We start from the raw sequence: 19,079 nt of genomic DNA, 5'->3' as shown, positions 1-19,079 counted from the left end.
CAGACTGAGATAACAAAGGACACCATTTGGAAAGCCTGTTTAAACCGACCGTGGCAAGTGGGGCCAGGGTCAGGATTCTGCAAATAACAGATACCCACCTTTTTGCCGGCGAAAATGAGACTTTGCTCGGCATCAATACCTATCGCAGCTATCACGCGGTGTTGGACGCCATTTTGGCGCAGCAGCGTGATTTTGATTTGGTCGTCGCCACCGGTGATTTGGCCCAGGATCATTCATTGGCTGCCTACCGGCATTTTGCCGAAGGTATTGCCCGTCTGCCGGCGCCTTGCGTCTGGTTGCCGGGTAACCATGACTTTCAGCCGGCGATGGTCGACGCATTGGCCGCCGCCGGTATCGCCCCGTCAAAGCAGGTGCTGGTGGGCGACCACTGGCAGGTGTTGCTGCTGGACAGTCAGGTTTTCGGCGTGCCGCACGGCGAACTGAGCGAGTACCAGCTTGAGTGGATGGAGCGCTGCCTGCAGGCCTATCCCGAGCGCTATACCCTGATGCTGCTGCACCATCATCCGCTGCCTTCCGGCTGCACCTGGCTCGATCAGCACAGCCTGCGCAACCCACACATGCTGGGTGCTGTGCTGCTGCGCTACCCGAAAGTGAACACGCTGCTGTGCGGGCATATTCACCAGGAGCTGGATCTGGAGTGGCAGGGGCGTCGTCTGCTGGCGTCTCCCTCTACCTGCGTGCAGTTCAAACCGCACTGCACCAATTTTACCATCGACGATGTTTCGCCCGGCTGGCGCTATCTTGACTTGCTGCCGGACGGCCGTATCGAGACGCAGGTTTTCCGATTGGAAAACGACGACTTCCGCCCCGACATGGATTCGGATGGGTACTGATGCCTTCTACGCTGCTCTATCTGCACGGTTTTAACAGTTCGCCGTACTCGGCCAAAGCGACGTCCTTCAAGGCGTGGCTGGCCGAGCATCATCCGCATATCGAAATGTTGGTGCCACAGCTGCCAGTCTTTCCAGCTGAAGCCGCCGAAATGATCGAGAATCTGGTGATGGAGCGTGCCGGGCAGACGATGGGCCTGGTTGGTTCCTCGCTGGGTGGCTACTACGCGACCTGGCTTTCGCAGTGTTTTTCACTGCCAGCGGTAGTGGTTAACCCTGCCGTGAAGCCGTTTGAGCTGCTGATTGACTACCTTGGCGAAAACGAGAACCCCTACACCGGCCAGCAATATGTGTTAGAGTCACGACACGTTTACGATCTGAAAACGATGCAGATCGATCCCTTGGAGTCACCGGATTTAATCTGGTTGCTGCAACAAACGGGCGATGAAATTCTCGATTATGGGCAAGCGGTGGCCTATTACACTGCGTGCCGTCAGACGGTGGAATCGGGTGGAAACCACGCTTTCGTCGGTTTCGAGCACTACTTCCCCCAGATTGTGGATTTTTTAGGGCTCAACGCTGTCTGAGCAGACGGTTCCGGCACCTTCCTTTAACCACGAAAAAATAATCAACGATGACTCAATCCAGCTATAACGCTGATGCCATTGAAGTACTCAGCGGTCTAGAACCAGTGCGCCGTCGTCCCGGCATGTATACCGACACGACGCGCCCCAATCACCTCGGCCAAGAGGTGATAGATAACAGTGTCGATGAAGCTTTGGCCGGTCACGCCAAGCGCATCGACGTGATTTTGCACGCCGATCAGTCACTGGAAGTGATCGACGACGGCCGCGGCATGCCGGTGGATATCCACCCTGAAGAAGGCGTACCTGCGGTTGAGTTGATCATGTGTCGTCTGCACGCCGGCGGTAAATTCTCCAATAAAAACTACCAGTTCTCCGGCGGTCTGCACGGCGTGGGGATCTCGGTGGTTAACGCCCTGTCGAAACGGGTGGAAGTCAACGTCAAGCGTGACGGTAACGTCTACAGCATTGCCTTCGAAAACGGCGACAAGGTACAGGAATTGGCGGTGACCGGCAGCTGCGGCAAGCGCAATACCGGCACCAGCATCCACTTCTGGCCTGACGAGCAGTTCTTCGACAGCCCGCGTTTCTCGGTATCGCGCCTCAGCCACCTGCTGAAGGCCAAAGCGGTGCTGTGCCCCGGCGTTGAAATTTACTTCATCGACAAGCTGAACAATACCGAGCAACGTTGGTGCTATCAGGACGGCCTGACCGATTACCTGATGGAAGCGGTCAACGGCTTGATCACCCTGCCGGAAGCGGCCTTTGTCGGTAACTTCTCCGGTGATACCGAAGCGGTGGACTGGGCGTTGCTGTGGCTGCCGGAAGGCGGTGAACTACTGACCGAAAGCTACGTCAACCTGATCCCGACCATGCAGGGCGGTACCCACGTCAACGGCCTGCGTCAGGGCCTGCTGGACGCGATGCGTGAGTTCTGCGAATTCCGCAATATTCTGCCGCGCGGCGTTAAGCTGTCCGCCGAAGATATCTGGGACCGCTGCGCCTATGTGTTGTCGGTCAAGATGCAGGATCCGCAGTTCGCCGGCCAGACCAAAGAACGTTTGTCTTCGCGCCAGTGCGCGGCCTTCGTTTCCGGCGTGGTGAAAGACGCCTTCAGCCTGTGGCTGAACCAGAACGTTCAGGCGGCGGAACAATTGGCCGAGTTGGCGATTTCCAGCGCCCAGCGGCGTTTGCGTGCCGCCAAAAAAGTGGTGCGCAAGAAGCTGACCAGCGGGCCGGCATTGCCGGGCAAACTGGCCGACTGTACGTCGCAGGATCTGAACATGACCGAACTGTTCCTGGTAGAAGGGGACTCGGCGGGCGGTTCAGCCAAGCAGGCGCGCGATCGCGAATATCAGGCGATCATGCCGTTGAAAGGCAAAATCCTCAATACCTGGGAAGTGTCTTCGGACGAAGTGCTGGCCTCGCAGGAAGTGCACGACATTTCCGTGGCGATCGGCATTGACCCGGACAGCGAAGATCTTAGCCAACTGCGTTACGGTAAAATCTGTATCCTGGCGGATGCGGACTCCGACGGTTTGCACATCGCCACGCTGCTGTGCGCGCTGTTCGTGCGTCATTTCCGTTCGCTGGTGAAGGGCGGCCACGTGTATGTGGCGATGCCGCCTCTGTACCGTATCGATCTGGGCAAAGAGGTGTACTACGCGCTGGACGAAGAAGAGAAAGCCGGCGTGCTGGAGCAGTTGAAGCGCAAAAAAGGCAAGCCTAACGTTCAGCGCTTTAAAGGGCTGGGCGAGATGAACCCATTGCAGCTGCGTGAAACCACGCTCGATCCGAATACCCGCCGTCTGGTGCAATTGACGGTGAGTGACGACGATGTCGATCAGACGCTGGCGATGATGGACATGCTGCTGGCCAAAAAGCGTTCAGAAGACCGCCGTAACTGGCTGCAGGACAAAGGCGATATGGCTGAGCTTTCTGTCTGACTGTCAGGCCCGGCTTCTCCGCCGGGCCTTCTTTCCGCAGGGGCGCTGCGTGTGGCACCCGACCACTCTGGGCGGCATGCATGAAAATCACCCTCGAAGAGTTACTGGCCTTTACCACCGTCGTTGACAGCGGCTCCATCACTGCCGCAGCCGAACAGCTCGGTCAGACCACCTCCGGCATCAGCCGCGCACTCAGCCGGTTGGAAAAAAAACTCGATACGACCCTGATGCGCCGCACCACGCGTCGACTGGAGCTGACCGAAGAAGGCCAGAATTTTCTCAGCCACGCGCGTGAGATTATCCATTCGGTGGAAAATGCCGAAGAGCAAATGGCGTTGCGCAGGTTGATCCCTGCCGGGAAACTGCGGGTCAACGCTGCCGCTCCGTTTATGGAACACGTGATCGTGCCGCTGGTGGCCGGCTTCCGGCAAAGCTATCCGCAGATTGAGCTGGAACTGAATACCGATAACCTGATCATCGATCTGCTGGAAAAGCGCACCGACATTGCCATTCGCATTGGCGCGCTGCGGGACTCGACCATTCATGCACGTCTATTGGGCTCCAGCCGCTTGCGTATTCTCGCCAGCCCGGAATACCTCGCGCGTTATGGTACGCCGGGCAGCGTGGAAGCGCTGCGCGAGCACTGCCTGCTCGGGTTCACCCAGCCGGAGTCGCTCAACCTGTGGCCGTTGCGCTATCAGCAGGCGCAGCATTTTGCCATTACCCCGACAATCTCGGCTTCCAGCGGTGAAACCCTGCGTCAGTTGGCGTTACGGGGGGAAGGGATAGTGCAATTGGCGGATTTTATGACGCGAGACGATCAGCGTGCGGGGCGACTGATACCCTTGCTGGAACAGGAAACGCTGGATGTGCGCCAACCGATTAATGCGGTGTATTACCGCAATACCCAGTTGGCGGCGCGTATTACCTGTTTTCTGGACTACGTCAGTGCGCATATTGATGCGCAGACGCTGTAGAAAACGACTGGCTGTTCCCAGCCGGTCTTACAGGGCGTTGCCCAGCACGTGAATGGTCACGCCCAGCACGCTGTCTTTGATGGTGTCACGATGGCGGTGCATGTGAGCGATATCCAGATGCTTTTCCAGATGCGCCTGACTGGCCCATTTCTCCAGCATAAACACCGAGTCCGGCGACAGCTTCTGCCATGGCGCCTGGGTGTGGCTGTCGATCATCGGCGTGTATTCGCTACAGCCATCTTCTGCCAGTACCAGCGGGACCAGTTTCTCAATCGCCTTCAGAACCGTTTCACGGTGGCCCGGCTTGGTTTTGATTTCTGCAATTACGGTGATCATCATTACCTCATTGGTTGACGTGTATTCCCATCATACTTCAAGCCGCCTCTTTGTTGGCTGTCCGTATTTACCCCGGTCACGTACCGCTTGTACGCTCCCGCGGATGCGTTTGGTTGCCGCCTTGATGCAACTTGAATTATCTCGGGAATAGCCTATCAGTTAAGCAAAAATTTCGGTCAGATGCGCGCGATAACGTGCGATGTCGCTGTCGATATCCGGTTGTTTAATCACATCATTACAGATAAAGGTCGGCAGCGCTTCCATTCCCAGGAACTGATTGGCCTTATGGAAATGCAGATACACGCCGTCGACGCCGACGCCATGGAAGAACTGGTCCGGGTCGGTAAAGGCTTCCAGTGGGGCGTTCCAGGTCAGGCTCAGCATGTATTTCTTGCCCTGGATCAGGCCGCCGGAGCCGTACTTCTTGCCGGCGTCTGAGCGGGTACGACCGTCACTGGCGTACAGGCTGCCGTGCCCGGCGGTGAACACTTCATCGATGTATTTTTTCAGGATCCACGGCTCGCCCATCCACCAGCCCGGCATTTGATAAATCACCACGTCGGCCCACAGGTATTTTTGCACCTCGGCTTCGATGTCGTAACCGTCGTCGACGACGGTGACCTGCACCTGGTGCGGTACATCGCGCAGGAAGCTTTCCGCCACGTCGCTCAGGGTTTGATTGAGTTCGCCGTTGGAATGGCCAAACTGCTTTTTAGCATTGATAATCAGGATATTGCTCATTATTCACGGCTCCTGTCAGAATTAGAATGTGTGATGTTCTCCGCGCCGGGGGCGGGAAACATTTCGCTGAGAAGCAGTGTAATCGTTAGCAATACAAGTAAAAATGCGATCCAGCGCACAACAGTGTTGACTGTGAGTCAATAAATGCGCCACCGCATAGCGCTATTTTGCACAAAACTGCCTGATACACCGGCTTCGCCGGATGATTGCTGCGCCATCTGTGACAGCTACCCTGCTGATGGGTTACTATCGCAGGCAGAATCAACCCTTTGTCGTCCAGGGATTGCCAAGCCACGGTCTGAGGATAATTGAGTAATGAGTGATCTGACTCATGACGGTGTAGAGCGTTTACCGCTGCACACATTCACTGAAAACGCCTATCTGAACTATTCCATGTACGTCATCATGGATCGGGCGTTGCCGTACATCGGTGACGGTTTGAAGCCGGTACAACGCCGCATCATCTACGCCATGTCGGAACTGGGGCTGAGCAACAGCGCCAAATTCAAAAAATCCGCCCGTACCGTCGGTGATGTGCTGGGTAAATACCATCCGCACGGCGACAGCGCCTGTTATGAAGCTATGGTATTGATGGCGCAGCCATTCTCTTATCGTTATCCGCTGGTAGACGGCCAGGGGAACTGGGGGGCGCCGGACGATCCGAAATCCTTCGCCGCGATGCGTTATACCGAATCGCGCCTGTCCAAATATGCGGAAGTGTTGCTGGCCGAGCTGGGTCAGGGCACCGTTGACTGGGTGCCGAACTTTGACGGCACTATGCAAGAACCGAAGATGTTGCCGGCACGTCTGCCCAACATTCTGCTGAACGGCACCACCGGCATTGCCGTGGGCATGGCGACCGATATCCCTCCGCACAACGTGCGTGAAGTGGCCGCCGCTGCGGTGGAGCTGCTCGAGCGGCCGGGCGCTTCGCTTGAAGACCTGCTCGAGTTCGTGCAGGGGCCGGACTTCCCGACCGAAGCCGAGATCATCACGCCGCGCGACGAAATTCGCAAAATCTATCAAAATGGCCGCGGTTCAGTGCGTATGCGCGCCGTTTGGAAGAAAGAAGACGGCAGCGCGGTGATTACCGCCTTGCCGCACCAGGTTTCCGGCGCCAAGGTGCTGGAGCAGATTGCCAGCCAGATGCGCGCCAAAAAGCTGCCGATGGTTGAAGATCTGCGTGATGAATCCGATCACGAGAACCCAACGCGGCTGGTGATCGTGCCACGTTCCAACCGTATCGATTTGGAACAGGTGATGAACCACCTGTTTGCGACCACCGATCTGGAACGCAGCTACCGCATCAACATGAACATGATCGGTCTGGACAACCGCCCGCAGGTCAAGGGGCTGGTAGAAATCCTGACCGAGTGGCTGGCGTTCCGTCGCGATACGGTACGCCGTCGCCTGAATTACCGCCTGGAAAAAGTGCTGAAACGCCTGCACATCCTCGAAGGTTTGCTGGTGGCGTTCCTCAATATCGATGAAGTGATCAACATCATCCGCAGTGAGGACGAGCCCAAGCCGGTACTGATGGCGCGTTTTGGCATTTCAGACACCCAGGCCGAAGCCATCCTCGAACTGAAACTTCGCCATTTGGCGAAGCTGGAAGAGTTCAAGATCCGCGGTGAACAGGATGAGTTGGCCAAAGAGCGCGATCAGCTGCAGGCGCTGCTGGCCTCCGAGCGCAAACTGAACACCTTGATCAAGAAAGAAATCCAGGCCGATGCATTGGCCTACGGCGACGATCGCCGCTCGCCGATTACCGAGCGTGCGGAAGCCAAGGCGATGAGTGAGCACGACTTCGTGCCTTCTGAGCCGGTGACCATTGTGCTGTCTGAAATGGGCTGGGTGCGCAGCGCCAAGGGCCACGATATCGATCCAAGCGGCCTGAGCTACAAGGCGGGCGACAGCTTCCGCAGCGCAGCGCGCGGCAAGACCAACCAGCCGGTGGTGTTTATCGACTCCACCGGACGCAGCTACGCGCTGGATCCGTTGACGCTGCCTTCGGCACGTGGGCAGGGCGAGCCTCTGACCGGCAAGCTGACGCCACCGCCGGGTGCCACCATCGAGCAGGTGCTGATGGCAGCGGACGACCAAAAACTGCTGATGGCTTCCGACGCCGGTTACGGCTTCGTTTGTACCTTCAACGATTTGGTGGCGCGCAACCGTGCTGGCAAGGCGATGATAACCCTGCCGGACAACGCCAAAGCGCTGGCGCCGATGGAAATTCACGGCGACGACGATATGCTGCTGTCGATTACCGCGGCGGGCCGCATGCTGTTGTTCCCGGTTGCCGATCTGCCTCAGTTGTCGAAGGGCAAAGGCAACAAGATTGTCTCTATCCCATCGGCGCAGGCCGCCTCCGGTGAAGACAAGCTGACATGGTTGTTCGTGTTGCCGCCGCAGACTTCCGTGACGCTGCATGTGGGTAAACGCAAGCTGACGCTGCGTCCGGAAGATTTGCAGAAGTTCCGTGCGGAGCGGGGCCGTAAAGGCACCTCACTGCCACGCGGCCTGCAGCGTATCGATCGCGTGGAGATCGACGCCCCTGCGCGAGCGCCAACGGGCGACAGCGAAGAGTAACCCTGAGGGAATAACCAGCGGGCGCAGCATATTGCGCCCGCTTTTTTTCACGCCACCGGCAATTATTTTCAAATAGTTAACATTTCTCTGCATAAAATTATTGTGCGTATCGCCGGCTGGCGGGAAAATAGCAAAAAAATGCAGGGCAGGTTTTCAGCCCCTGCAATCAAAGAATGAGTTTACCCAAAATAATTGGAGTTGCATCAAGGCGGCAAGGCCGTAAATCCCTGGGAGCTTAGTAAACTAAGTGACTGGGGTGCGCGGACGCAGCCAACACAGATGCAACTCCAAGTATGAAGTGAAAAAGGGACCTGCGCAGCGTTTCAGGCTGTGTCGGCAGTGTGCTAATGAGGTTGTTATGTTATTAATTTTGCGTGCCATTCTTGCCACTCTGTATTGTATTTTGGTGTGCATCTTCGGTTCTATTTACTGTTTGTTCAGCCCGCGCGATCCTCGCCATGTGGCGACCTTCGGTCATCTGTTTGGCCGCCTTTCCGGGTTATTCGGTTTGAAGGTGGAAGTCCGCGTACCGGCCGATGCGGCCAAAAATGGCAACTGCATTTATATCGCCAACCACCAGAATAACTACGATATGGTGACCGCCGCCAAAGCGGTGCAGCCGCGTACCGTGACCGTGGGTAAAAAGAGCCTGCTGTGGGTGCCGTTCTTTGGTCCACTGTATTGGCTGACCGGTAACCTGCTGATTGACCGTGATAACCGCGCCAAAGCGCACGGCACCATTGCACAGGTCGCCGAACAGTTTAAAAAACGCGACATTTCGATCTGGATGTTTCCTGAAGGCACCCGCAGCCGCGGGCGCGGGCTGATGCCGTTTAAAACCGGCGCATTCCATGCGGCAATCGCCGCCGGGGTGCCGATTGTGCCCATCTGCGTTTCCACCACCAGCGGTAAAATTAATCTTAACCGTTGGAATAATGGTCATGCGATCGTCGAAATGTTGGAGCCGGTCGATATTAGCGGCTACGGTAGAGAAAATGTGCGTGAGCTGGCGGCCCATTGCCATGAGCTGATGCTGGCGAAAATCGCCGAGCTGGATGCGGAAGTCGCCCAGCGCAATGCCGCCGGAAAATAATATTCCTACCGGCTTCAAAGAATGAACTTTTAAACGGCGCCAAATGCCGTTAACGCCGGGGCTCCTGCTAATCTGATTAACAGGGGCCCGGTCTTTGCACACGGTTTAGTCATTGCTTTTCATGGAGAAAATATGTCACTCAGTCGACGTCAGTTTATTCAGGCATCGGGCTTGGCGCTGTGCGCGGGAGCCGTGCCGCTGAGGGCTGAGGCGAGCGGAACGCAGACCCCGTTACCTGTCCCCCCGTTGCTGGAATCCCGCCGTGGGCAACCGCTGTTTTTAACCTTACAGCGTGCCCACTGGGCATTTATGGATAACCGCAAGGCGTCGGTGTGGGGCATCAACGGCATGTACCTTGGGCCGACGGTGCGGGTTTACAACGGTGATGACGTAAAGCTGATTTACAGCAACCGCCTGCCGGAGCCGGTGGCGATGACCATCAGCGGCCTGCAAGTGCCGGGTACGTTGATGGGTGGCGCGCCGCGCATGATGTCTCCCAACGTTGACTGGTCGCCGGTGCTGCCGATCCGCCAGAATGCGGCCACCTGCTGGTATCACGCCAGCACCCCCAACCGCATGGCGCCACATGTTTACAATGGCTTGACCGGGCTGTGGCTGGTCGAAGACGAGGTCAGCAAATCGCTGCCTTTGCCGAATCACTATGGCGTAGATGACTTCCCGCTAATTATTCAGGACAAGCGCCTCGATAACTTTGGCACGCCGGAATACGACCCGCCGTCACAGGGGGGCTTTGTCGGCGATACGCTGTTGGTTAACGGCGTGCAAAATCCGTACATCGAAGTTTCCCGCGGTTGGGTGCGCCTGCGCCTGCTTAATGCTTCCAACTCACGTCGCTACATGCTGCAACTGAGTGACGGCCGACCGCTCAACGTGATCGCCAGCGATCAGGGCTTTTTACCTGCGCCGGTCGCGGTACAGCAACTTTCGCTGGCACCGGGCGAACGCCGTGAAGTGCTGATCGACATGTCAAAAGGCGATGAGGTGACGATCACCGCCGGCGAAGCGGCAGGCATTATGGATCGCCTGCGCGGCTTGTTTGAACCTTCGAGCATTCTGGTCTCTACCCAGGTGCTGACGCTGAAACCGACCGGGCTGTTGCCGTTGGTGACCGATAACCTGCCGATGCGCCTGTTGGCCGATCAACTGTTGGACGGCAGCGTCAGCCGCACCCGCGAGTTCCGTTTGGGCGACAGCCAGGCTGGGATCAACGGGGCGATCTGGGACATGAACCGCATCGATGTGCAAACTCAGCAGGGGAGCTGGGAGCGCTGGAATATCCATGCGGATACCCCGCAGGCGTTCCACATTCAGGGCGTACAGTTCCTGGTCAAGCGCGTTAACGGTGCGCAGCCAATGGCAGAAGATCGCGGTTGGAAAGACACGGTATGGATCGACGGAGACGTTGAGCTGTTGGTTTACTTCAATCAGTCCACCTCAGAACATTTCCCGTTCCTCTACTACAGCCAGACGCTGGAAATGGCAGATCGCGGCAGCGCAGGCCAGTTTATGGTGCAGCCGGCGCTGTAAATTCGCCGGTACGTCGCTAAGTCGCCTTACGCAGCATCGCCAGAAAAGCCTGCACCACCGGCGTCGCACTGTCGGCATGGTAAATGGCGTACAAATCCGCTGACGGTGCCTGCTGCAGCGGGCAAAAACGCACGCCGGGCCACGGAATGCGGCCGTAGCTGTCCGGCAACAGCGTGATGCCATAGCCTTCGGCCACCAGCGCCATCAGGGTTTGCGGTTCGTTGACCTGATAGGCGATATCCGGTTTGAACCCCTGCTGCAAACACAGGTTGTGCAGATATAGCCCCAGACTGGCCTCATGAGGCGGCAGCACGATGAATTTTTCATGCCGCAGTGCCGCCAGCGGCAGGCTTTCCGCCTGTGCCAGCGGGTGATCGAGCGGTAGCACCAGCGCAATGTTCTCCCGTGCCAGCAGTTGGCATGCCAGCCCCGGCAGTATCTGTTCCCTGGCTTCCCGCCAGACGCCAATATCGATATGACGCTTTTGCAACGCGGTGATCTGCTGGCTGGGCGTCAGTTCGTTCAACGCCCAGGTGACGTTGGCCGTTTGTTCGGTAAAGCGCTTCAGCGCCGGTATCAGCCCACCCCACACCGATGTGCCGACCATGCCAATCACCATATGGCCCGCTTCGCCACGCCCCAATTGCTGCACCTGATTGAGTGCATTACCCGCCTGATCCAATAGCATCTCGACGTTGTGAAACAAGGTTCGGCCCGCCAGCGTCAGCGCCATCGAGCGGGTGGTGCGTTTGAACAGCTCTACGCCCAGTTGGCTCTCCAGCTCTTTGATGTGTTTGCTGAGCGGGGGTTGGGAGATGTTCAGCCGCAGTGCGGCCTGGGTGAAGTTCATCTCTTCCGCCACCACGCGAAAATAGTGCAGCAGGCGGAAGTTAATCCGGCTGGGATCCGGCAGTTGCTGTGGCTGCTTTAGGTTGATGATGGCCCCCTGATGCGAGCAATTTATAGGTGAATGGAATAAATCAGCCGCCAATAATGTATTGGTCGCCGGTGCGCATCGCTCTCTACTATGGGGATTATTTCACCCTTCCACAGAAGAGAATACTATGTTTAATCAAGAAGATGCTTTTTCCTGTGCTGAAACTATCCGCGCCCGCCTGCCGGGCTTCCAACCGCGGGCGGCTTTGATTCTGGGCTCCGGCTTGGGGGCGTTGGCGGAGGTGATGACCGACACCCTGACCATCGACTACGCCGAACTGCCGGGTTTCCCGGTCAGCAGCGTGGTGGGGCATGCCGGCCAGTTGGTTGCCGGCTGGCTGGAAGGTGTTCCTGTCGTGTGCATGAAAGGGCGCGGTCATTACTATGAAGGGCGCGGTATGCAAGTGATGACCACCGCCGTACGTACCTTCAAACTGTTGGGCTGCGAATTCCTGCTGGCGACCAACGCCGCCGGTTCGTTGCGCCAGTCGGTGCCGCCGGGCAGCCTGGTGGCCCTCACCGATCACATCAACTTTATGCCCGAGTCGCCGTTGGTTGGCGATAACGATGAGCGTTTTGGTCCGCGCTTTTTCAGCCTGGCCAATGCCTACGATCGCGATTTGCGTGCTCAACTGACGCAGGTGGCCCAGCGCGTGGGTATTCCGCTGGCGGAAGGGGTGTTTGCCGCTTACACCGGGCCCAACTTCGAAACCCCGGCTGAAATTCGCATGATGCAAACGCTGGGGTGCGACGTGGTCGGCATGTCCATCGTGCCGGAAGTGCTCTCTGCGCGCCATTGCGGGCTGAAAGTGCTGGTGGTTTCGGCGATGACCAACTACGCCGAAGGGCTGTCCGATACGCCACTGTCCCACGAGCAAACGCTGAGCTGCGCGGCCCTGGCGGCAGAAGACTTTATGCGCCTGATCCGTGAGTTTTTCAAAACGCGGTAACGCTGCAAATTCCCCCGCGGCGAGGTGCAGGGGCCTGGCCGCGTGAATCATCGTTTTAATCAAAATAATAAGGTGATGGTGATGGCAATAAAAACGCGACTGAAGGTAATGGTTTTTCTGCAGTTTTTTATTTGGGGTGCCTGGCTGGTTACGCTGGGATCTTACATGATTAATACCCTGCATTTCAGCGGGCTGCAGGTGGGCATGGTGTACAGCGCCAAAGGCGTCGCGGCGCTGATTATGCCGGGGCTGGCGGGCATTCTTGCCGACCGCTGGATCAGGGCCAATTACCTGTACGCGCTCTGTCATCTGTTCGGTGCGCTTGCGCTGTATTGCGCCGCCCAGGTTGAGCAGCCGATGGTGATGTTCTGGGTCATGTTGTTTAACGCCATGGTGTATATGCCGACCATTTCGCTCTCCAACGCCATTGCCTATTTCTGCCTGGAAAAGCACGGTTACGACACGGTGAAAGATTTCCCCCCGGTGCGGGTGTACGGCACCTTGGGCTTTATTGTGGCGATGTGGCTAATCGGCTTTAGCCGAATTGAGCTGAGCAATATGCAGCTGTATCTGGCTTCTGCCGTGTCACTGTTGCTGGCCTGCTATTCTCTGACGCTGCCGAATTGCCCGACCAGCAACGTCGAAAAATCGAAAAGCTGGTTCAGCGTGCTGGGGCTGGACGCGTTGGTGCTGTTTCGCCAGCGGCGTATGGCGCTGTTTTTCCTGTTTGCCATGCTGTTGGGCGCGGCACTGCAGATCACCAACACCTTCGGCAATCCCTTCCTGCATGATTTCGCGAGCAACCCGCTGTATCAGGACAGCATAAGCGTCAGATACCCGGCGGTGCTGTTGTCGTTGTCACAAATCTCCGAGGTGTTCTTTATCCTCACCATTCCGTTCTTCCTGCGTCGATACGGCATCAAACAGGTGATGCTGATCAGCATGGCGGCCTGGACGCTGCGCTTCCTGTTCCTGGCCTATGGGACCCCGGTTGGTTTCGGCTTTGTGCTGCTGCTGCTGTCGATGATCGTTTACGGCTGTGCCTTTGATTTCTTTAATATCTCCGGGGCCATCTTCGTTGAGAAAGAGGCCGATAGCCGCATCCGCGCCAGTGCGCAGGGGCTATTCATGACCATGGTCAACGGTATCGGCGCGTATCTGGGGGCGATAGCCAGCGGCGAAGTGGTGGATTTCTTCACCCACGACGGCGTCAAAGATTGGCAGAGCATCTGGTTGATCTTCGCGCTGTATACGTTGGTGCTGGGGATCATTTTTGCGCTGACCTTCAACTATCAGCACCGGCCGGAAGAATATGTCGGGCCGGTAGAGCGAGCGCATTAGAAAAAGAAGAGGGGCGCGCAAACCGCGCCCATTAGGCATCAAACGTCGGGGAAACGCTGTTGCAGCTGTTGCCAGTCTGGCACGTCGCTTGCACCTTGGGTTGCTACCACGCAGGCGGCCACGCGGTTAGCCAGATCGACCGCTTGCGGCAATGGCCAACCGGCGGAGAGCCCGGCCAGCAGGCCAGCGCAGTGGGCGTCGCCCGCACCCAGAGTGTCGACGACGTTCACCGGATAGGCCGCTATTTGGAGCGGCGGGGTGTCGCCACGGCAAATCCAGACGCCATCGCAATCCAACCGACAGATCAGCGTGATATTGTGCGCGGTGGCAAACTGCTGGGCCAGAGTGAGCGCATCGCCTGCGCCGCAGAGCGTGACCACTTCATTTCGGTTCAGCGTCAGCAGGGTGTGGCTGTCGCTGAGCATGGCAAAGAAATCTTCATCCAATTGAGCGATGCCCGGGCCGGGATCAATCAGCCGCCACTGGTCAAACGGCAAGCGTGTTAACCATTCACGTACCGCCTCGCCGCTTTCTCCGGCCAACTGCTCGCCGCTGATGTAAATCAGCGTGTCTTCGCTCAGGGGCAGCGTGCCCAACTGGGCTTTATTCCACTGGGTTTCGCAGCCGGGCTCGATCACCGACAGCGACTCGCCGTTGGGTTGCATCTGTGACAGACGGCGGCCGTTGTCCATCTGGCCATGGCGCAGCAGCACCTGCAGGCCTAAACTTTCCATCTCGGCTTCAATCGCCGCGCCCCATACTCCATTGCCGACCGGCATACCGTTGAGCACCGGGACCTGCAGGCGCTTGAGCGCCCGCGCAACATTAAACGCGCAGCCACCTATTTTTTGCTCCTGCGTCAGCGTCACCTCAACGATCGCGCTGCCCAGGGCCAGAATCGGTTTTACTGCTAAAAACTCACTCATTGATCTCCTCCGCTGTCGGCCGGTGGGCCGAACAGAATGCGCTATGATGACCGCGCAGGCGCGTGGAGTCGAGAGGGAAGCCCGAGATGCTGTGGTGAAGGCGTGAAATAACCATGCTCTTTTTGTCACTAGTGCGTATAATCGCCGCCCGGCGATTAATTAACCTGTGAAAGAGCACCAGAATGAGCACTACCAGCCTGATCCAACCCGATCGTGAATTGTTTTCCTATAAGCCTTATTGGGCCGAATGTTATGGCACCGCGCCATTTTTACCGATGTCGCGCGAAGAGATGGATCAACTGGGCTGGGATAGCTGCGATGTGATCATTATCAGTGGTGACGCCTATGTCGACCACCCGAGTTTTGGTATGGCGATCATCGGCCGCATGTTGGAAGCGCAGGGCTTCCGCGTCGGCATCATTGCGCAGCCGGACTGGAGCAATAAAGAAGATTTCATGCGGTTGGGCAAACCGAACCTGTTCTTCGGCATCACCGCCGGCAACATGGACTCGATGATCAACCGTTATACCGCCGATCGAAAACTGCGTCACGATGATGCCTACACCGCCGGCAACGTGGGCGGCAAACGTCCGGATCGCGCGACGCTGGTTTACAGTCAACGCTGTAAAGAAGCCTATAAAGACGTACCGATCGTGCTGGGCGGCATCGAAGCCAGCCTGCGTCGTATCGCTCACTACGATTACTGGTCTGATACCGTACGCCGTTCGGTGTTGGTGGACTCCAAAGCTGACATGCTGATTTACGGCAACGGCGAGCGTCCGCTGGTGGAAGTGGCGCACCGCCTGGCTGCGGGCGAGAAAATCAGCGAGATCCACGACATCCGCAACACCGCGGTGATGCGCAAGGGTGCGTTGCCGGGCTGGACCGGGGTGGATTCTACCCGTCTGGACAAGCCGGGCCGCATTGAGCCTATCCCGAACCCTTACGGCGACGATCTGCCGTGTGCTGACGGCGGTAAACCGGAGCCGGAGGCCAAACCGGTCACCGTGCGCGCCGCCAAGCCCAAGCCGTGGGAAAAAACCTACGTGTTGCTGCCGTCATTTGAAAAGGTGAAGGCCGACAAGGTCCTGTATGCGCACACTTCGCGCATTCTGCACCATGAAACCAACCCTGGCTGTGCCCGTGCGCTGATGCAGTCGCACGGCGACCGTTACGTGTGGATCAACCCACCGGCGATCCCGCTGACCACGCCGGAAATGGACAGCGTGTTTGCCCTGCCGTACCAGCGTATTCCGCACCCTTCCTACGGCAAGGAAACCATTCCTGCCTATGACATGATCCGCTTCTCGGTCAACATCATGCGCGGTTGCTATGGCGGCTGTTCATTCTGTTCGATCACCGAGCACGAAGGGCGCATCATCCAGAGCCGTTCGGAAGACTCCATTATTCGCGAGATCGAAGAAATTCGTGACAAAGTACCGGGCTTTACCGGTGTGATCTCCGATTTGGGCGGCCCGACCGCCAACATGTACATGCTGCGCTGTACCAACCCGCGCGCTGAGCAGACCTGCCGCCGCGCCTCGTGCGTGTACCCGGAAATCTGCACCTACATGGACACCAACCACGAACCGACCATCAAGCTGTATCGCCGTGCGCGCTCGCTGGAGGGCATCAAGAAGATCCTGATCGCCTCTGGTGTGCGTTACGATCTGGCGGTGGAAGATCCGCGCTATATCAAAGAGCTGGCTACCCACCACGTTGGCGGCTACCTGAAGATTGCGCCGGAACACACCGAAGAAGGCCCGCTGTCGAAAATGATGAAGCCGGGCATGGGCAGCTACGACCGGTTTAAACAGCTGTTTGACCATTACTCCAAGCTGGCGGGCAAAGAGCAGTATCTGATCCCGTATTTCATCTCCTCGCATCCGGGCACCCGCGATGAGGATATGGTGAATCTGGCGCTGTGGTTGAAGAAAAACCGTTTCCGTCTCGATCAGGTGCAGAACTTCTATCCGTCACCGATGGCGAACTCCACCACCATGTATTACAGCGGCAAGAACCCGTTGAGCAGAGTGGGTTATAAGAGTGAGGATGTGGTGATACCGAAAGGCGATCGTCAGCGTCGCCTGCACAAGGCGCTGTTGCGTTACCACGACCCGGCCAACTGGGCGATGATCCGCACCGCCCTGGAAGAAATGGGCATGAAGCACCTGATCGGCAGCCGTCGCGAGTGTCTGGTGCCGGCTCCGAGCATTGACGAACAGCGCGAAGCCAAGCGCTTGCAGCGTCATACCCGCCCGGCGCTGACCAAGCACACCGACATCACCCGTCAGCGTACGCCGTCCAACAAGCCGCCGCGCAAGCCGATTCGTAACGGCAAGCCATAACGGCTCGGCACTGGCTTAAATGAAAAGGAGAACCCTCGGGTTCTCCTTTTTTGCTTTTGAAAATCAGAGCTGCTCGTAGGCCGCTTCTACCTTCATCAAGTGGCGCGGCGCCTGCGGGGCGGGATGATACTTGCGCACGTGCCAGTTAAAGGCTTCCGGTGACAAATTGTTAATCATCGAAATGGCTTGCTGGCGGTTGCTGGAGAAGGTCCGCAGCAGCGCACCGGTGCCGTTGACGTAGGCGATGATGGTGGCATAACGCAGCGTGACAGGATCGTCGATGCCTTTAAGCTGCTGTTTTTGCAACACGGCCAGATAGGCTGCGCCGAGGTCGATATTGGTATCCGGATCCAGCAGATCGTCGTCGTCCGGACAGCCACGTTTCCCTTTGTAGCGATAGGCGTCACAGCCGGCGGTGTCGGCTTTCAACTGCATCAACCCGATAGCATTGGAGCGGCTGATTGCCGCCGGGTTAAAACCGGACTCGACCTTGATCATCGCAGCGATCAGTTTTTGATCGACATCGTATTTATCCGCAGCATCCTCAATCGCGTCGTCAAAGGCATGAGCATCATAGCTGGTACGCGGTTTTTTGCTGGAACAACCGGCCAGGATCAGCATCAGGCATATCACGCCTGCGCGCGACCAGTGTCGTAGGGTGGGTTTCATGGTGCTCCGTATTGTTTTTGCTGGGATAAAAGTCGGCATCATAGCATCTCCGTCAGTGCCTGTTCGACATACAGATAGCCAATTCCCATCACCTGCTGCGCGCGCGTGAGTTGGCCAAAGCCGATATGCGTGGCCTGAGTCTGGATCTGATCGTGACGATCGAAGGGGTTGAACCCGGTCTGGCTGATGATGGTCTCCAGCCAGGCCTGACCAAAGCCACAGCTGCGGCCATAAAGATAAATACGGTTAATATTTAAGATGTTAAGGAAGTTATACAGGCTAAGGCCAATCGCTTGGGCGGCGCGTTGCACCAACACTTGCAACGCGGGGTCCCCTTGATGATAGCGGGCGATCAGCTCGGCGGTGGTGGGGGTTTTAAGCCTTTCGCCTTCGTGTTGCGCTCTGGGGGTGACTTTTAGCTGAATGCGCGCTTTTTTCTTCAGTGCCGACAGTGATGCAATGGTTTCCAGACAGCCGTAACGGCCGCAGGAGCACAGGCCACCATCGGGATCGACGATGGTGTGGCCAATCTGGCCGCTGCCGAACAGGCTGCCCCGGTAAATCTGCTGGTTGATCACGAACGACGAGCCGATGCCGTAATCGACGTTAATCACGCAGAAGTCCTGCGCGTTAGCGTTATTTTGCCACTTTTCTGCCAGCCCCAGCATCACGCAGTCGTTATCCAGCAGGACCTCGGTCTTCAGGCGCTCTTCCAGCAGGTATTTTATCTCCACCGGGCCTTCCCAGGGGGCCTGTGGCATGCGCTGCGACACCCCGGTGAGCGGGTTTACCTGGCCGTGGATCGACAGCGCTATTTTCAGCGGCATCCCCTGTTGTCGGCTGTGCAGGTGATAGATCTGCACCATTTCCTGCAGCATCGCCTGTGGCGTGGTGGCAACGATCGGTTGCGGCGTGAAGGCGCTGCACGGCGTGATCAGGCCATCCACCACGATGCTTTCAATCAGATAGGGCGACACGTTCAGGCACAGGATCCGTTGCTCAGAGGCAGCGATGCGGTAACTGCCGCCGCCCAAACCGCGGCGGTGCAAATTCTGCTGGTCGTGTTCAACCCGGCGTTCTTCCTGCAGCTCATCGAGAATTTTGCCGACGGCAGGAATAGACAGCTGTGAAAGCCGCGCCAGCGTCGATTTACTGGCCACCTTTTCCCGATACAGCAACGCGCACAGCACCCGTTTATTAAAATTGCGCACCCGTTGGTTATTCAACCCTTGCAATGCCATTCA

Annotated in this window: 16 protein-coding genes; 10 read left to right on the top strand and 6 right to left on the bottom strand. The window is 57.5% G+C overall.

Features of this window, described 5'->3' with window-relative positions:
* Positions 1-26 precede the first annotated feature (26 nt).
* The 4 genes from cpdA (at position 27) to EBA31_RS22430 (ending at position 4,358) form a co-directional block, all read left to right on the top strand.
* Entirely contained in the window at positions 27-854 is an 828-nt protein-coding gene (cpdA, locus tag EBA31_RS22445; RefSeq protein ID WP_020828687.1) for a 3',5'-cyclic-AMP phosphodiesterase, read from the top strand.
* Positions 854-1,438, top strand: coding sequence for an esterase YqiA (gene yqiA, locus EBA31_RS22440; RefSeq protein WP_020828686.1), 585 nt, complete (start codon positions 854-856; stop codon positions 1,436-1,438). The genes cpdA and yqiA overlap by 1 nt, the downstream gene beginning before the upstream one ends.
* 47 nt (positions 1,439-1,485) lie before the next feature.
* Entirely contained in the window at positions 1,486-3,381 is a 1,896-nt protein-coding gene (parE, locus tag EBA31_RS22435; protein WP_020828685.1) for a DNA topoisomerase IV subunit B, read from the top strand.
* An 80-nt stretch (positions 3,382-3,461) separates the two neighbouring features.
* The gene (locus EBA31_RS22430; protein ID WP_046372605.1) at positions 3,462-4,358 is read left to right on the top strand and encodes a LysR substrate-binding domain-containing protein; all 897 of its coding nucleotides are present in this window, start codon (positions 3,462-3,464) and stop codon (positions 4,356-4,358) included.
* Between the two features lie 27 nt (positions 4,359-4,385).
* On the opposite strand, the gene EBA31_RS22425 is transcribed toward EBA31_RS22430, so the two are convergent.
* On the bottom strand, positions 4,386-4,694 hold the full coding sequence (locus EBA31_RS22425; RefSeq protein ID WP_020828683.1) for a putative quinol monooxygenase: 309 nt from the start codon (positions 4,692-4,694) through the stop codon (positions 4,386-4,388).
* Positions 4,695-4,853: 159 nt separating this feature from the next.
* A complete protein-coding gene (locus EBA31_RS22420) occupies positions 4,854-5,435 on the bottom strand; it encodes an NAD(P)H-dependent oxidoreductase (protein WP_020828682.1) in 582 nt (193 codons plus the stop codon).
* Positions 5,436-5,750: 315 nt separating this feature from the next.
* On the opposite strand from EBA31_RS22420, the gene parC reads away from it, so the two are divergent.
* The 3 genes from parC (at position 5,751) to ftsP (ending at position 10,665) form a co-directional block, all read left to right on the top strand.
* Entirely contained in the window at positions 5,751-8,024 is a 2,274-nt protein-coding gene (gene parC / locus EBA31_RS22415; protein ID WP_122080256.1) for a DNA topoisomerase IV subunit A, read from the top strand.
* Between the two features lie 358 nt (positions 8,025-8,382).
* The gene (locus EBA31_RS22410) at positions 8,383-9,117 is read left to right on the top strand and encodes a 1-acylglycerol-3-phosphate O-acyltransferase (RefSeq protein ID WP_020828680.1); all 735 of its coding nucleotides are present in this window, start codon (positions 8,383-8,385) and stop codon (positions 9,115-9,117) included.
* Positions 9,118-9,249: 132 nt separating this feature from the next.
* Entirely contained in the window at positions 9,250-10,665 is a 1,416-nt protein-coding gene (ftsP, locus tag EBA31_RS22405; protein ID WP_020828679.1) for a cell division protein FtsP, read from the top strand.
* Between the two features lie 16 nt (positions 10,666-10,681).
* Here the strand turns inward: ftsP and EBA31_RS22400 are convergent, their stop codons facing one another.
* Positions 10,682-11,578, bottom strand: coding sequence for a LysR family transcriptional regulator (locus EBA31_RS22400; RefSeq protein ID WP_122080678.1), 897 nt, complete (start codon positions 11,576-11,578; stop codon positions 10,682-10,684).
* Positions 11,579-11,729: 151 nt separating this feature from the next.
* Here EBA31_RS22400 and xapA point away from each other — a divergent pair, with 151 nt between their 5' ends.
* Both xapA and EBA31_RS22390 read left to right on the top strand, forming a co-directional pair.
* Entirely contained in the window at positions 11,730-12,551 is an 822-nt protein-coding gene (xapA, locus tag EBA31_RS22395; RefSeq protein ID WP_020828677.1) for a xanthosine phosphorylase, read from the top strand.
* A gap of 81 nt (positions 12,552-12,632) precedes the next feature.
* Complete coding sequence (locus EBA31_RS22390) at positions 12,633-13,892, top strand: nucleoside permease (RefSeq protein WP_122080677.1); 1,260 nt, start codon at positions 12,633-12,635, stop codon at positions 13,890-13,892.
* Between the two features lie 38 nt (positions 13,893-13,930).
* Here EBA31_RS22390 and EBA31_RS22385 read toward each other — a convergent pair whose 3' ends face one another.
* Complete coding sequence (locus EBA31_RS22385) at positions 13,931-14,818, bottom strand: PfkB family carbohydrate kinase (protein ID WP_122080255.1); 888 nt, start codon at positions 14,816-14,818, stop codon at positions 13,931-13,933.
* Between the two features lie 182 nt (positions 14,819-15,000).
* Between EBA31_RS22385 and EBA31_RS22380 the strand changes: the two genes are divergently transcribed.
* Positions 15,001-17,166 carry a YgiQ family radical SAM protein gene (locus EBA31_RS22380; RefSeq protein ID WP_020828674.1) on the top strand — a complete coding sequence of 722 codons (2,166 nt, stop codon included), beginning with the start codon at positions 15,001-15,003 and terminating at the stop codon, positions 17,164-17,166.
* Between the two features lie 63 nt (positions 17,167-17,229).
* On the opposite strand, the gene EBA31_RS22375 is transcribed toward EBA31_RS22380, so the two are convergent.
* Both EBA31_RS22375 and EBA31_RS22370 read right to left on the bottom strand, forming a co-directional pair.
* A complete protein-coding gene (locus EBA31_RS22375) occupies positions 17,230-17,835 on the bottom strand; it encodes a transglycosylase SLT domain-containing protein (protein WP_041414972.1) in 606 nt (201 codons plus the stop codon).
* A 38-nt stretch (positions 17,836-17,873) separates the two neighbouring features.
* The gene (locus tag EBA31_RS22370; protein WP_020828672.1) at positions 17,874-19,076 is read right to left on the bottom strand and encodes an ROK family protein; all 1,203 of its coding nucleotides are present in this window, start codon (positions 19,074-19,076) and stop codon (positions 17,874-17,876) included.
* Positions 19,077-19,079 lie beyond the last annotated feature (3 nt).

The sequence above is a fragment of the Serratia sp. P2ACOL2 genome (assembly GCF_003691565.1).
Lineage (GTDB): Bacteria > Pseudomonadota > Gammaproteobacteria > Enterobacterales > Enterobacteriaceae > Serratia > Serratia liquefaciens.
The sequence above is the reverse complement of the archived record's forward strand: the minus strand, read 5'-3'. Positions and strand labels throughout refer to the sequence as shown.